The sequence below is a fragment of the Trichodesmium erythraeum IMS101 genome (assembly GCF_000014265.1).
GTDB classification, from domain to species: domain Bacteria; phylum Cyanobacteriota; class Cyanobacteriia; order Cyanobacteriales; family Microcoleaceae; genus Trichodesmium; species Trichodesmium erythraeum.
The window spans coordinates 1693528-1707564 of sequence record NC_008312.1; the positions used below are offsets into that span (position 1 = coordinate 1693528).

The 14037-nt window shown below is 37.2% G+C and carries 17 protein-coding genes and 2 pseudogenes; 12 read left to right on the plus strand and 7 right to left on the minus strand.

Annotated features, from left to right (window positions below):
• Nucleotides 1-508 precede the first annotated feature (508 nt).
• Both TERY_RS05025 and TERY_RS05030 read right to left on the minus strand, forming a co-directional pair.
• The gene (locus TERY_RS05025; RefSeq protein ID WP_011610832.1) at nucleotides 509-2023 is read right to left on the minus strand and encodes a GMC family oxidoreductase N-terminal domain-containing protein; all 1515 of its coding nucleotides are present in this window, start codon (nucleotides 2021-2023) and stop codon (nucleotides 509-511) included.
• Between the two features lie 385 nt (nucleotides 2024-2408).
• Nucleotides 2409-3212, minus strand: a complete 804-nt coding sequence (locus tag TERY_RS05030) for an aspartyl/asparaginyl beta-hydroxylase domain-containing protein (protein ID WP_011610833.1) — start codon at nucleotides 3210-3212, stop codon at nucleotides 2409-2411.
• Nucleotides 3213-3328: 116 nt separating this feature from the next.
• Between TERY_RS05030 and TERY_RS05035 the strand changes: the two genes are divergently transcribed.
• The gene (locus TERY_RS05035) at nucleotides 3329-4219 is read left to right on the plus strand and encodes an ABC transporter permease (protein ID WP_011610834.1); all 891 of its coding nucleotides are present in this window, start codon (nucleotides 3329-3331) and stop codon (nucleotides 4217-4219) included.
• A 512-nt stretch (nucleotides 4220-4731) separates the two neighbouring features.
• Complete coding sequence (locus TERY_RS05040; RefSeq protein ID WP_011610835.1) at nucleotides 4732-5103, plus strand: hypothetical protein; 372 nt, start codon at nucleotides 4732-4734, stop codon at nucleotides 5101-5103.
• A gap of 691 nt (nucleotides 5104-5794) precedes the next feature.
• Here the strand turns inward: TERY_RS05040 and TERY_RS05045 are convergent.
• The 3 genes from TERY_RS05045 to TERY_RS27180 form a co-directional block, all read right to left on the minus strand.
• Entirely contained in the window at nucleotides 5795-5998 is a 204-nt protein-coding gene (locus TERY_RS05045; RefSeq protein ID WP_155994315.1) for a hypothetical protein, read from the minus strand.
• A 195-nt stretch (nucleotides 5999-6193) separates the two neighbouring features.
• Nucleotides 6194-6388, minus strand: coding sequence for a DUF4347 domain-containing protein (locus tag TERY_RS32365; protein ID WP_155994646.1), 195 nt, complete (start codon nucleotides 6386-6388; stop codon nucleotides 6194-6196).
• A gap of 43 nt (nucleotides 6389-6431) precedes the next feature.
• Complete coding sequence (locus tag TERY_RS27180; protein ID WP_081432527.1) at nucleotides 6432-6551, minus strand: DUF4347 domain-containing protein; 120 nt, start codon at nucleotides 6549-6551, stop codon at nucleotides 6432-6434.
• A gap of 162 nt (nucleotides 6552-6713) precedes the next feature.
• Here TERY_RS27180 and TERY_RS36270 point away from each other — a divergent pair, with 162 nt between their 5' ends.
• From TERY_RS36270 to TERY_RS34535, 3 genes are all read left to right on the plus strand, one after another.
• On the plus strand, nucleotides 6714-6962 hold the full coding sequence (locus TERY_RS36270; RefSeq protein ID WP_011610837.1) for a transposase family protein: 249 nt from the start codon (nucleotides 6714-6716) through the stop codon (nucleotides 6960-6962).
• Complete coding sequence (locus TERY_RS36275; protein WP_052845808.1) at nucleotides 6949-7191, plus strand: transposase family protein; 243 nt, start codon at nucleotides 6949-6951, stop codon at nucleotides 7189-7191. The genes TERY_RS36270 and TERY_RS36275 overlap by 14 nt, the downstream gene beginning before the upstream one ends.
• A 157-nt stretch (nucleotides 7192-7348) precedes the next feature.
• On the plus strand, nucleotides 7349-7504 hold the full coding sequence (locus TERY_RS34535) for a hypothetical protein (RefSeq protein WP_196797131.1): 156 nt from the start codon (nucleotides 7349-7351) through the stop codon (nucleotides 7502-7504).
• 58 nt (nucleotides 7505-7562) lie between these two features.
• Here the strand turns inward: TERY_RS34535 and TERY_RS27185 are convergent, their stop codons facing one another.
• Entirely contained in the window at nucleotides 7563-7697 is a 135-nt protein-coding gene (locus TERY_RS27185) for a DUF4347 domain-containing protein (RefSeq protein ID WP_081432401.1), read from the minus strand.
• A 309-nt stretch (nucleotides 7698-8006) separates the two neighbouring features.
• Between TERY_RS27185 and TERY_RS05055 the strand changes: the two genes are divergently transcribed.
• The 6 genes and pseudogenes from TERY_RS05055 (at nucleotide 8007) to TERY_RS29875 (ending at nucleotide 12921) form a co-directional block, all read left to right on the plus strand.
• On the plus strand, nucleotides 8007-9641 hold the full coding sequence (locus tag TERY_RS05055; protein WP_011610838.1) for an alpha-D-glucose phosphate-specific phosphoglucomutase: 1635 nt from the start codon (nucleotides 8007-8009) through the stop codon (nucleotides 9639-9641).
• A gap of 731 nt (nucleotides 9642-10372) precedes the next feature.
• Nucleotides 10373-11339: pseudogene (locus TERY_RS24760) on the plus strand (IS5 family transposase).
• A 231-nt stretch (nucleotides 11340-11570) separates the two neighbouring features.
• On the plus strand, nucleotides 11571-11738 hold the full coding sequence (locus TERY_RS32375) for a hypothetical protein (RefSeq protein WP_155994316.1): 168 nt from the start codon (nucleotides 11571-11573) through the stop codon (nucleotides 11736-11738).
• A gap of 398 nt (nucleotides 11739-12136) precedes the next feature.
• Nucleotides 12137-12382, plus strand: coding sequence for a transposase family protein (locus TERY_RS34540; protein ID WP_011610840.1), 246 nt, complete (start codon nucleotides 12137-12139; stop codon nucleotides 12380-12382).
• 54 nt (nucleotides 12383-12436) lie between these two features.
• Complete coding sequence (locus TERY_RS29870) at nucleotides 12437-12736, plus strand: transposase family protein (protein WP_011610841.1); 300 nt, start codon at nucleotides 12437-12439, stop codon at nucleotides 12734-12736.
• A gap of 8 nt (nucleotides 12737-12744) precedes the next feature.
• Nucleotides 12745-12921: a transposase family protein gene (locus TERY_RS29875; RefSeq protein WP_081432402.1), complete on the plus strand. Its 177-nt coding sequence runs from the start codon at nucleotides 12745-12747 to the stop codon at nucleotides 12919-12921.
• Between the two features lie 106 nt (nucleotides 12922-13027).
• Here the strand turns inward: TERY_RS29875 and TERY_RS34545 are convergent, their stop codons facing one another.
• Entirely contained in the window at nucleotides 13028-13165 is a 138-nt protein-coding gene (locus TERY_RS34545; protein WP_196797221.1) for a hypothetical protein, read from the minus strand.
• 140 nt (nucleotides 13166-13305) lie between these two features.
• On the opposite strand from TERY_RS34545, the pseudogene TERY_RS05080 reads away from it, so the two are divergent.
• Nucleotides 13306-13998 (plus strand): annotated as a pseudogene (locus TERY_RS05080) (IS1 family transposase).
• The last annotated feature ends 39 nt before the right edge of the window (nucleotides 13999-14037 follow it).

The window sequence follows — 14037 nt, forward strand, 5'->3', positions numbered from 1 at the left end:
TGAAAAGCTGATTTAACTGTTTCATAACTTATGAGTGGTCTGATCTGAACCGTATTAAATCATAGTAAGGTTGTGTTGAGTTTCACTAGTCGATAGAGATATCACGCCTCATATCCACCCACTGTACATGAGAGTTTCGCTCCTCATAGGGCTCCTAATAATAAAGATTGCCACCGAAAGGGTGCATATACTTTCTTTTACCCACCTTTATTTCCATCTAGGGTTTGCCAGATTTTCTTTTAATGGTAGTCTACTAAATTTAGCTTTTTAGGTATCGGCTTCTTGTTTATAGGGGGCAGAGCTTCCTCTTCGTACTAGGATAAAAGCTGTTTTTTCAAGTTCAATTTCTGCTTCCCGCCAACCTTTTTACTTCCCCAGCTACATTATCTAGTCGCGTCAATTTAGCACTAAAGTGACACATTATTTAAAATAGTGGGTGAAAACAGATTGTTAAATGCCTCTCACAGCATAAATTTTAACCTTTTAAAACATCCTATCAATTTTGCTGTCAAATTATAGCTTTTTGTAATATAGTATCCGCAACTCTCAGAGCATTTGCCGCAATAGTCAAAGCTGGACTAACACCCAAAGCATTAGGCATAAATCCACCATCCACAACAAAAACATTTTCATGCTCATGTAAACGACAATCTTTGTTAAGCACAGATGTATTAGGATCTGTACCAAACCTAGTTGTACCTACCTGGTGGGATGTATGAATATCATCTTTATCACCTGTTGCTCCAAAAGATAATATTGATCCTGCCAAGCGGAATACCTGTTTTAATTTGCTCTTATAGTATTGAGAACGGTAAACATCATAAGGATGAAATTTGTGAAATAGACGAATTTTGCCATCTTTACCTAATTCTATCCGATTTTCCTGTTGGGGTAAATCTTCCACAATGCCAGTTATTGCCAACATTCGCTTGAGCAGAAATTCGGCGATGGTTTTTGGTATTGGTATGGGGAAATTTTGTTGTAGGGAAAGAAGTCCTGGAATAGGAACTGTTTGAGCTAACCCCAATTTGTGAGTAAATTCTTTATTTCCCAGATACAGGTCTGTAAACCCTAATTGTTTAATGAATTTATCTGCCCCTCCTGTCTCTTGTTTGAATAAACCTGCCACTAAAGCACCACAATGATACATATAATTACGCCCTACTTGTCCGCTACGTCCTGTTAAGCCAGACTTCATCAAAATAATTGGACTACCTAAAGCTCCCGCAGAAAGAATATAAAGTTTAGCTGTCAGTTCTTGAACTTTGTTAGTTTTGCGACAACGGAGGCGAATACCTGTAACTTTTTGGTGACTGTTAGTAACTAAACGGTCTGCTTCTGTGAAAGTTTGAACTTGAAGGTGGTAATCAAGAGTGGCCTTATCAATAGTACGTACTACCGTAGAAGCACGAGCTTCATTTGGGCAGTAGAAACCAGGACATTTTGAACAACGCAGACAACTTTTGAAATCTATACCAAAGGGCAGATGAAATGGCATTAACCCGGCATCTTTTATACCTTTTTCCAATTGTTGGTTAATTGGCTCGAGTGGAGGAACTGTAGCTGGATAACCTTTGCTTGGTGTTCCTACATTGGGCATTTTATATGGCCGATCTCCAGCAACATGAAATAATGTTTCTGCTTGCTCGAAGTAGGGAGCCATATCATCGTAAGTAATGGGCCAATCCCACAGGTGACGGGGTAGCCATTGGTCATAGAATTTACCAGGGTGGAAGTCATAAGGACTTGGACGCATTAATACACCTCCATATAAAGATGTACCACCCCCTAATATTCCGGCAATATGAAGTTGGGCGTTACGTCCATTAACTTCAATTTGGCGATCGTCAAAAGCTTCTTTATTTATTAACATTCTTTGCTCATCTTGGAAAGCTTCAACATCACTAAATCTTGGACCACGTTCTACTATAAGAACCTGTTTACCAGCTTTTGCTAGAGTATGGGCGATCGTTCCTCCTCCTGCACCGCTGCCAATAATAATTGCATCAAAATCGTAACCCACTACTCTCTCCCAATATATTTTTTGATTTTTTGATAGGGTTTGTATGTGTAGTGATATTTAGAAGTCAACTCATTTCACTGTGAGAAGTCTAAATACAAAAATTACTACTTGTACACCACTACCGATAAATTAATGAGTTGATTGAGAAACTTTTCTAGTTCGGTTTTGCTACTGACTTTATTCTGCTAGAATTTAACTGTGAAAAATAGCAAAAATTAGTCTCTAAACAAAGGATAGGAACTAGAAAATATTAATAGATAAATATTCTCAAATCATCGACCAACTTCCCAACTTTTGACAATAAAATTAGGCCTTAAGCCTCCTACTGCAGTAGGAGGTATTGTTAATTATTAAGTATTAATTGTGAAGAAGATAACTAAAATGATTAGGTTGATGATGAAACTTTTTCTTTTTGATTTTCCTTGCCAAACAATTTTTCTAAACGGTCTTCCCAGTGTTTCTGATTAATATTTGCATCTTGAATATAGGGAGAAATTGCAATTATTTTCATCATTAATTCATTCAAAAATGAAAGAGGAAAACGCATTGGTCTCATGACATCTAAAAATAAAACAGCACGAACACCATCAGTTTCATTCCAAGCTTCATGAGGAAAAGAATCATCAAAAATCATACTCTTTCCTTCTTCCCAATGACGAGTTTCATTTCCGACGCGAATACGACATTTTTCTTTTGGTTCAGGTACTTTTAATGCTAATAAATAACGAATAACTCCTTTGTATGGACCTCGGTGTTCCGGAATATGTTTACCAGGCATTAAAATCGAAAAGAATGCAGTTTTCATTCCCGGAATTTTTTCAATTAAACGAGTTGTTTCTGGGCATCTTTGACAATTTTTTTCTGCTTTAATTCCATACCCATACATAAAATATGTTTTCCACAAATCGTCAGGGCTAGTATAATCAGCTTGGTCTGGAGAAATATCTTGAAAATTGGGTAAATCATCTCGATATTTGAGGAGTTCATCTAATTCCTTTCTAATCAATATCCAATTTGCATCTATCTCGTTCACCCACTCAAAGTGGTGAGGTTCCAAAAATGCTGTATTGCCAATTAAGGAATAACTAGGAATTAGCTTTTCATAATATCCAAGTAATTTGGCTCCAATTTTATATATTAATATTTTCCTAAATTTTGCCTTTATATTTTCTAAAGAAAGTTGAAGCATAGATTTTTTGTCACTATAATTTAACCTAATTGGACAGTTTTTAATCACTAGTTCCAAGATAATATAATATAAAATAAACTCTCTAGGATCTCCATTAATAATATCTAAAGTCTAATATGAGTAGCACTATTACACCTTCTCAAGAGAATATAAGTCAGTTGTCTGACGCTAAGACGACAACCTTTACTTCGGGTTCCCTAGTAGGAGATTTTTTTCAAGAAACTCTAGCATTAACCCGTCGGTTATTTATTCAACTGAAGCGACGACCTTCTACTTTAATTGCTGGAATTATTCAACCTCTGATGTGGTTAATTCTATTTGGGGCACTTTTCCAAAATGTACCTCAAGGCTTATTTGGTGAAAGTCAAAACTACGGACAGTTTCTCGGTGCTGGTATTATTGTCTTTACTGCTTTTGCTGGTGCCCTTAATGCAGGCTTACCAGTGATGTTTGACCGAGAGTTTGGTTTTCTCAACCGCCTATTGGTAGCGCCATTGACATCCCGCTTTTCTATTGTCTTAGCCTCAGCTACTTTTATCGTCACCCTGAGTTTACTTCAATCAGCTATTATCATTGGTGCAGGTGCATTTTTGGGTGCAGGATTACCTAATATATTGGGATTAGCTACGATCGCCCTGATTATTTTAATGTTAGTTTTGGGTGTGACTGGTTTAAGCTTGGGTCTGGCTTTTGCTTTACCAGGTCACATTGAACTTTTGGCCGTGATTTTTGTAACTAATTTACCTTTGTTATTTGCTAGCACTGCTCTGGCACCTCTATCTTTTATGCCGAGTTGGTTACAAGTAGTAGCTAGTTTAAATCCTTTGAGCTATGCGATCGAACCTATTCGTTATCTGTATCTACATCATAATTTCTCTTTTGGTAGTGTAGTTATGGAAGCGCCTTTTGGTGATATTTCCTTTGGGATAGCATTACTAGTGCTATTAGTTTTTGATATTGTGACTCTAGTCGCAATTCAACCTCTATTACGTCGTCGGTTTGCCTAGATGTGATATCCTCCAACCCTTAGCCTATAGGTAAAACAAAGACTGACCTATCTCACAAGTTCAGCATTCGGTACTATCATATTACTTGTCTAGTTCATAGACCTCTGACAGACTGGACCGGATCCAAAAACGGTATCCTTCATAGTATAGTGATGGTATATGTGAATTAATGATGCCTAGTAAGGGAGCAAAATGCTCCCATTGCCCAAGCCCAATATCAAAATAGTTATAATAGACCATCATTAGCATACACCACCACCCAAAAAACAAGTTTTTAAGCCTGCCATTTAAAAGTTCGGAAAAAAATCAACTTCAGTTTTAGGTAAAACAGTCGCCATTACTATCACGACATTCTTAAACTATCAAATTTAGTCAAAGTAATAATTTAACTTCTGACTTGTGAGAGCTGAATTTTGAATTAAACTATATATATTTTCTTGATCAAAAAATATTAAAAAAGTTGTATCCTAAATACATCTGATAAATTCCCTAAAAAACTAAAATACTACATTATGCCTGCCCAACTTTTCACTAAAATTCTTTTGAGTACCTTAACCACAGGAATAATCACGGTAGTCCTGCCTCAGGGTACTTTTGCTCAATCTTATAACAATAATACAGTTAATCCTTTAAAGGATTTACAAACAATAGATAACTCTGATCCTTTCACTGGTTCAGGTGGGATAGATATGTTCGATATTATTCATAACTCCAGACTGGGAAATAAGCAGAACATGAAGGAGTATATGCTCGAACAACGTGATAGTCTAAATGACGCAGCAACACAGTTCCGCAATAAACAAAAAGAACTTATAGAACAACCACAGAATACTACTGGTAACACTCTTACTCCTTCTACAAGTAGTATGGAAAATAATCCTTAAAATACTTGTTAGTATTAATAGACTGATGCGTATTCAATGTTGCCTTGTATCAAATCCGATAGCATGGTTTTTATTCAGTATTAAAGATAAAAGTCCATATTTAGGGGCGAATGGCTATTCCCTCTTACACACTGAAATATTCTCGTGGAGGCGGTGCTTTACATTTTATTAACGCACCCTACTCGATCTTTTGACTAGCTAATTAGACATCTCCAGAAAAGCTTCTTAAGCCCTTAACCCGCCATTTCCAAATCAGCATTTTTGGAGAGGTCTATTATGTATAATTAGAATTTGCTTTTCTTTGTCTTGTGAGGGTAGAAATTAGGAAGCATGCAATTAGCAATTACAGCGATTTTCAGATTGATAAACCACATCGTCACAACCAAAAAAAATCTTGTAGATACCTTCCTAGGATCCCTTACGGTGGTCTAATGAAATGAAAACTGCTGTAGGGAGCAGGTCGGCACAGATAAATGCCTTGGTCACCGCGGAGGTAGTGGTAAGAATTGTCTCCTGATTTTTCTGCCTAAGTCCTTGAGAAATCAGATCTATGCATGAGCTTAAGCTACCCAACTTCTGCTACTTTTTGTACTCGGCAAAATTTGGCTATGAGCATAATTTGTGCCCATCCTTTGAGAATTAATCAGCAAGCTCTAATTATGTCTAACTTTTTAACTTCTGTAGTTAGCACTTATTTTCTCATGAGGAAATCATCCTTACTAATAGATGGAATATTAGTTAGATTTATAAATTGACCACCAGTTCCAAATTCTGCTTCTATATCATTAGCATTGTAGAATAATTTGCCGTTGTTGCTATTGTAAACAATTACTGTTGCTGAGGTTTCGGCATTAGAATAGAGCAGCATCTTCCACAACATGAAATACCCTGTCATTAATTGCACTCTCACACCCCGCATCAATAAAAGCCTTTTATTCTCCCTTAGAAATAACCGTTATTTCTCCACCACTAGCAATAATATCTAAATCTCCTGTAGCAGCATCTTCCTTATTCTCTGAGATAGTCAAATTATATCTATGTTTCTCCTGCAGTCAGTCGAATAGCATCATTTTCCGGGGTACTGTTCGCTTCAATAATAGCTTTCCTTAGAGAAAGTAACACGATCACTATCATCCACTATATCATTAGTAGTATTCACCATAATATTTGCTAACACTCCGGCATAACTTGCCTTAACTTCTGGTGTAAATGCTAACGCCGACTTAAGTTGAGCAAATATTACCTCTAAATTCCAGTTACCACCTCTGCTAACATTTCCAGTCAGTGTTTACGAGGCAGCAATATTTGCTCGGTGTGAGTTGATGAAGTTATCGAACAAATTCTCTACCTTCTTTACCACTTGCTATCTCACAAGCATAAATCAATATTTTCCCATTAGCAGACAAATATTTACCCTTTTGCTGAATACCCTCAACATATAAATGAATATTAGAGTTGTTGGGAAATAAGGTAAAATAATTTCAGAAAAAATTTGCCATAAAAATGCTAAATATTGAACGAGCCTTAAAACAAGACAGATTACTCAGAGCATTAACACCCATTAAACCGTAAAGCATTTGAATCTTTGTTGGAGTCCTTTGGGCAAATGTATGAGCAAACATTGCACTCGCTCACCTCGTCAACGCTCTGTTGGAGGAGGTCTTTTGGCTCGTTTACGCACTCTACAAGACAAATTGTTTGACATTCTCTTCTACTTTAAATGTTACCCGACTTTTGACTTAGCTGGTATCTTGTTTGATATCGACCGTAGTCAAGCACATTATTGGGTTCATCGCTTACAAACTATGTTAGAAGCAGCCTTGGGAGAAAAAAAGGCGCGATGCATTGCGTCAAATTAACAGTGTCCAAGGATTCATAGAGCGTTTCCCTCGAGTAGAACGAGTGATAATGGATGGCACAGAACGGCCAGTACAAAGACCAACTCACTCTGAAAAACCAAAACTGAATTATTCAGGAAAAAAAAAGCGTCACACTCGCAAACATCTAGTAGCAGTTAATCAAAACAAGAAAGTGCTGGTATTGAGTCAGGCACGAGAAGGAAAGCTGCATGAAGTCGAAGTTCCATGACCAGGAAAAATTGATAGGAAATATACCTCTAGAGATTCCGATAGAAGTAGACAGTGGTTTCCAAGGTCTCCACGCATCAGTATGAAAATATCCGAATCCCCCATAAAAAACCAAAAGGGGGAGAGTTAAGTGAGCAACAAAAACAGATTTTCGGAAATTGAGTCAATCAAGGGTAGTCTGTGAAAACGCCTTGGCGGGCGTCAAGCGTTATGGAGCTGTCAGTCAGATTTCTCGTAATCACAAGTATGATTTTGATGACAAATTAATGCTAACAGCAACTGGTGAGTGGAACTTATATCTGATGACAGCATAAGTAGTCAAATTACTAGGGAAATATGTCAAGTTTTCGTTTGAGTTTTTTCTCTCCTAAGTTATTTCCCAACAACTCTATTATCTAAATTCAGGATACTGTTTCCCAGGTACATAGCACCTTTTGCACCATGAGAAATAATATGGACTGTATCCACATTATGCCCTTTACCCAGGCTTTTAGATATTTGGTTTATACCATTTTAATGGGGTTGTAGGACAATTATTTTTGTCTGAGGGTCAACCTCTGAGATTAGGTGATTGTAATTTTCTACCTTGGGGTCGATGAATAATAGTTTGTCTTGATTCATAATTTTAGAAGGGTGGTAAAGCTATCAGAAAAAAATTACCATTATCATAACAATAAAGTTTTTGTTTACAGAAACAATTCAAAATATCAGTCAATAGTCAATAATTTAAAGTCAAAAGTTAAAATCTAAGATGAATTGACAATTTATAACTGATAACTGATATATAAATACAGTTGTTAAATTTCTAGAAACCCCATGAATGTACAAACAGTTGTAACTAAACCATTTAGGGACCAAAAACCAGGCACTTCTGGACTCCGCAAAAAAGTACCAATTTTTAAAGAACCCCATTACCTAGAAAACTTTATTCAGTCTATCTTTGACAGTCTAGAAGGTTTTTCGGGTCAAACATTTGTACTTGGTGGTGATGGTCGCTATTACAACCGTCAGGCAATTCAAATAATTCTGAAAATGGCTGCCGCTAATGGAGTTGGTCGAATGTTAGTGGGTCAAGGTGGTATTCTTTCCACCCCTGCTGCTTCCTGCATCATCCGCAAAAATCAAGCCTTTGGTGGTATAATTTTGTCTGCTAGTCACAACCCTGGTGGACCAGAAGAGGACTTTGGTGTTAAGTACAATATTAGTAATGGTGGCCCCGCTCCAGAAAAAGTGACAAGTGCCATTTATGAACGTAGTAAAGTTATAGATAGCTACAAAATTCTTGAAGCTAAGAGTATTAACTTAGACCAACTAGGTAGTGAGAAGTTAGGGGAAATGACTGTAGAAGTTATTGACTCTGTAGCAGACTACGCTGATTTGATGGAATCATTGTTTGATTTTGGCAAATTATCACAACTGCTAAGTTCTGGTAAGTTTCGGATGTGTATGGACTCATTACATGCTGTTACCGGACCTTATGCTAAAAATATTTTTGAGCAACGCTTAGGGGCTCCTCTGGGTACAGTGAAAAATGGTATGCCTCTGGAAGATTTTGGCGGTGGACATCCCGACCCTAATTTAGTATATGCTCATGACTTGGTAGAAATTATGTTTGGTGATAATGCTCCGGACTTTGGTGCTGCTTCTGATGGGGATGGCGATCGCAACATGATATTAGGGAAAAATTTCTTTGTCACTCCTAGCGATAGTTTAGCAATATTAGCTGCTAATGCTAAGTTAGTTCCTGGATATAGTTCTGGTTTAACTGGTATTGCTCGTTCCATGCCAACTTCGGCAGCAGCAGACCGAGTAGCAGAGAAAATGGGTCTTGACTGTTATGAAACTCCTACTGGTTGGAAATTTTTTGGTAACTTATTAGATGCGGATAAAGCTACTCTTTGCGGTGAGGAAAGCTTTGGTACAGGGTCTAATCATGTACGGGAAAAAGACGGACTCTGGGCAGTATTATTTTGGTTGAATATTCTGGCAGCAAGGCAAGAGTCAGTAGAAGATATTGTTAAAGAACACTGGAAAACTTACGGTCGCAACTATTATTCTCGCCATGACTATGAAGGGATAGAAAGCGATAAAGCTAGTACTTTGATGGAAAATTTACGTTCTCTATTACCTTCTTTACCAGGAAAACAGTATGGTCAATATGAAGTCAAATATGCTGATGATTTTCGCTATACGGATCCAATAGATGGTAGCGTGAGTCAGAAACAAGGTATTCGTATTGGTTTCAGTGATGGTTCTCGTATGGTATTCCGACTTTCAGGTACAGGAACTCAGGGAGCAACTCTACGTTTGTATGTTGAAAGTTATGAACCAGATACTACTAAGCAAGACCAAGATACTCAAATTGCATTATCTCCTCTGATCAGTTTAGCAGATGAAATTGCTCAAATCAAGAATATTACAGGCCAGGAAAAGCCAACTGTAATTACCTAATTTATAAAGCAGGGAGTATTAGATTTGTCGGTCACTTAAAAAATCACCAAAAACCAAGTTCAGTAAAGATTGTAGCTATTGTGCATCAAGCAAAGCTTAAAAATATTGCTGTATCTAGCTTAGAGCGGTTTTTCCTTTCTACTTAGCTGCAACTCTATTATAATAAATTGCGTGTCAAGAAACTGGGTGTATGGAAAAAAGTATGTCAGTATGTTAGGGCATCTCGTGCTTTCCCCGGTTTCTATCCTTTTTAAGGGCTAGGGGGGATGGCTACCTCAACCTATCAGTACAAACCCTTTGATATCTTTAATAAAAACATCACAAAGTAGTGGATACGTGTCCACTACTTTGTGATGGGGTAGGTAATAATTTAACACTACCCTCACCAAAAGAGTGATGGAATGTATTGGGTCAATCATAAAAAAGAATAAAGGATAAAGAATAATGACACTGGAATACAGTTGGTGATCAAATATGAAATATGAGACAAGCACATAGAAGCGCCAAAAATTAGTTACTCAGGTTCTGCAAACAATCAACCCAAGGGTCATTGAAGATAATTCTTTGTCTTAGAAACTAGAGGTAATAATGAATCTGTATGAGCGCCTTCTAACACAACTCAAAGAATTATAAGAAAAAAAACAATCCCTAAAAGATGCTTTGTTGCACAAAGCAAGGAAAGATGGTAAAAATAACAGTGGGTAGCACAAAATCCTGCATTAACTCTCCTTATGAGTAAGTCTAAGTCTAAGTCCAAGTCTAAGTCCAAGTCCAAGTACCGGGTTAGCAACTGGTCGTATGGATGATGCCTCCTTAAAGCAGAGAGGGAGTCTGACATTTTGGCTAAGTTATGAAGTGATAGAACAGTGGGTAAATCAACATCAAACTGGGCGTCAGGGAGCATCGAATACCTATAGCGATGTAGCTATTGAACTAATGGTCACTCTCAGTAGTTTGTTTGCAGGGCGGGGCGACAGACAGAAGGATTTGTAGAATCTATATTTGATTTTTAGAGATTAGATTTACCTGTACCAGACCATAGCACTGTATGCCGTAGGGTCAGAAAACTAAATATCGGGATACCAGTGAGAACAAGGACAGAAGGGATGCATTTGGTAGTTGATTCTACAGGGGTCAAAGTCTACGGTGAAGGGGAATGGAAAACCAGGATTCATGGTGTAGGTAAACGTAGGACATGGCGTAAATTACTAGAGTGTGAATGAGGCCACCGGAGAGATTGTCACAGCAGTTGTCACAACCAATGATGTGAGTGACGACCAAGTATTTTCTGACCTATTAGATGGAGTAGAAGGTGAAATAGCCCAAGTTTCAGGTGATGGGGCTGATGACAAATACAAGTGCTATGAAACAGCTCACCAAAGAGGCATAAAAACGACCATTCCACCGCGTAAAAATGCTGTGATTAGGCAGCATGGCAACTGTAAAGCCCTACCCGCTCCCAGAGATGAGAACCTCAGAGGAATTCGTCAAATAGGACGGCAAAAATGGAAGCATGAAAGTGGATACCATAGACGCTCTCTATCTGAAACCACTATGTTTAGGTTCAAAGTTTTATTTGGTGGGAAGTTACGAAGACGATAATTTGATAATCAAGCAGTGGAGTTATTCATTCAATGCGCTATCCTGAACCCCATGATACAGAATGGTAAACCCGAAAGTTATCAAGTACACATCTAGAACTGCATCTCTCCAGGGAGTCATCTGCGATCGCAACATTCATACAACAAAGCTATTATTAAGGTTAATTTTGCCTAAACCCATTTGATAATTGGCAGGAATAGTTTTTGATCATCAGCTTTCTGACTGGCTAGTCCGAAAAAATCTCATAAGTGATGATGCGCCTTAGTTTAAGTTACTTTCAGTATTGAGTTGGCTTTGTGTTGAGTACATCAGGGATCACATTATCAAATGTTAACTCTCAAGGTTAATTATCATCAAAAACTCCTCCAACAATTCTGGGATGATTTTTGGTCTGATACAGAGATTTACTGGCCGGGAACAGATACTCCCATACTTTCGACTGCTTTAAGACTACCCTCTGAATTTTTAGAACTTTTCACAACTGTGAGTAGGTGATCAGCAGCTTGGTAGAACCAAAACGATTAACTGTTACCCTGCATTTGAGAGTTGCTGTTGGTGTTGGAACATCCTCAATTGCCATTCCATAATAACCAGGTGCAGTTAGCTGCTTGAGCTATGTTGACTAAAAGCTATATAAGTTATAGAACTCAGACGATGGAGCAAACTGAATCTTGGGATATTTTTATGTTCCTGGTTGCTACTACTCGTAAGCTAAGATTAAGGTTTTTTAAATAGACCTCTCCAAAATAGAAATTAAGGTAAAATTGTAGTGCCAAATTATATATATGCTGTCCCCAAATGAATAATGTATTAGAATATATTTATAATCATCCATCCATATACAAAAAGGATTATTGGTATTACAGATAAACAACTAATAAAATTAATAGAAAATGCTCAAAAAGTTGAAGACAAAAAAAGACAGGCGATCAAAGAAAGAAGAAAAAAAATTAATTAAGGCAGGAGGAGTCAGAAAAAAGTCTTTAGGCAAAGCGGAAGAGATAATTTTGACATTATATTATTTGCATCATGTACCAACATTTCAACTGCTAGGAGCAATATTTGGAGTTAGTGAATCAACAGCAAATAATATTTTTCAGGCTTTGGAGCGATATTTTGATGGAATTATTACCATCTAGTTTACTAGAGGAATTCTCGGGAAAAAAAACGAATATTTATGGATAAAAGAAGCTTTGACAGAAATAGAATTGATAGTTGATAGTACAGAACAGGATATATTCAGGCCAAAAAATGATGGAAAGCAGAAAAAATATTACTCAGGAAAGCAAAAAAGTCATAGGTTAAAAAATCAAATAATAATCACAGATAATGGAAAAAAAATAGTTGATGTAATAGTAGGAGAAAGAGGTCCAGAGAGTGATATAATTTTATTCAAAAAACAACAAAAAAAGTTTGATAAAGAACAAAGATTTCAAGGAGATAAAGGTTATCAAGGTGGGTCAAGAATTGACAGGCCAAAGAAAAAAAAATAAACCATAAAATGTCATACAAAGTAAAGAAAGAGAATCAAAAAAAAGCTCAAAAAATAATATTTGTAGAACATGTAATAAGACTGATAAAAATATTTAAAGTGGCACGAGAAAGATTCAGATTAAAAGAGAGTAATTATGAAAAAGTAATTTTAACAATATGTGGTTTAGTGAGATTAAGAGATTAAGCACTAATGTTAACATAAATCCTAACTTTAGGTCTAGTAAAAAGCAATAAATAATTACATAAAAATGCTAAATAATTAACAATAACTATCTGTAATACTATAAATATCATAAAAAATGACTATCTAGAGGAGCTGGCGATCGCTCTGGAGAAGATAGTGACAGTAAGGGAAGTGATAATTTTTGGAGATGTCTAATATGTACAAGATCGCATTTTTCAGACCATGAATATTCCTGCTGTGGCAACTATTATTTATGTTCGCGGAGGGTGGCGTTAGCCGTATCACTCCTTTATTCATTATAGATAGCGGGATAAGTCTATTTTTTAAAAATAGTTTGTTGGTTTATAATAGTTGACGTCATTAACACCTGTGAGATTTGAATCTATGCAATGTCCTGGCTGTGGCTGCCAGCATATCCGCAAAAATGGCCATCGACTAGGCAAGCAGAACTATATTTGTGTCCCTTGTAGCCGTCAGTTCATCGAACCTTCTCACCCACCAGGATACAGCGATGATGTCAAAAGGCTGTGCTTGAGAATGTACGTTAACGGTATGGGTATTAGAGGAATTGCGCGGGTGACAGGGATTACACATCCAACTATTATCAATTGAATCAAACACACCGGGGAACGCTTACCTGATGCCTTATACCCAGAGCAACTGCCTCAAGTAGGAGAACTTGATGAACTTGAAATTTTTGTTGGTTACTAAGAAAAACAAGGTATGGTTGTGGACTGCGCTAGACCATTTCCGTCCGAGAATTCTAGGTTTGGTAGTAGTAAACCACAGTGCTGATACTTTTCAACCGTTATGGCAGGCGATAGCCTTTTGGCAGTGTTACTTTTAGGTTACTGATGGCAATGGGGTCGCTTCCAGGCTTTATCCCTGACGGAGATCAGATCGTAAGTAAGACCCATAATACCCGCGTAGAAGGGGAAAACACCAGTTTACGCTACCCCAAGGCCCGCTTACATCGTAAAACTTTGTGTTACTCAAAATGTATTAAAATGCTCAAACATTCTATCCGTCTGTTGATTCACGCTTCTCAAATTTGGAGAGGTGCCTATTGCGGCTTAATTCATCCCTTAATTTACCAACGCCTTTTTCTGAAATCTA

Coding starts and splice junctions, on each gene's coding strand:
- TERY_RS05030 (WP_011610833.1), bottom strand. CDS start 3,212: ATGCTTCAACTTTCTTTAGAAAATATAAAGGCAAAATTTAGGAAAATA.
- TERY_RS05035 (WP_011610834.1), top strand. CDS start 3,329: ATGAGTAGCACTATTACACCTTCTCAAGAGAATATAAGTCAGTTGTCT.
- TERY_RS05040 (WP_011610835.1), top strand. CDS start 4,732: ATGCCTGCCCAACTTTTCACTAAAATTCTTTTGAGTACCTTAACCACA.
- TERY_RS05045 (WP_155994315.1), bottom strand. CDS start 5,998: ATGACAGGGTATTTCATGTTGTGGAAGATGCTGCTCTATTCTAATGCC.
- TERY_RS36270 (WP_011610837.1), top strand. CDS start 6,714: ATGAGCAAACATTGCACTCGCTCACCTCGTCAACGCTCTGTTGGAGGA.
- TERY_RS05055 (WP_011610838.1), top strand. CDS start 8,007: ATGAATGTACAAACAGTTGTAACTAAACCATTTAGGGACCAAAAACCA.
- TERY_RS32375 (WP_155994316.1), top strand. CDS start 11,571: ATGTTAACTCTCAAGGTTAATTATCATCAAAAACTCCTCCAACAATTC.
- TERY_RS34540 (WP_011610840.1), top strand. CDS start 12,137: ATGCTCAAAAAGTTGAAGACAAAAAAAGACAGGCGATCAAAGAAAGAA.
- TERY_RS29875 (WP_081432402.1), top strand. CDS start 12,745: ATGTCATACAAAGTAAAGAAAGAGAATCAAAAAAAAGCTCAAAAAATA.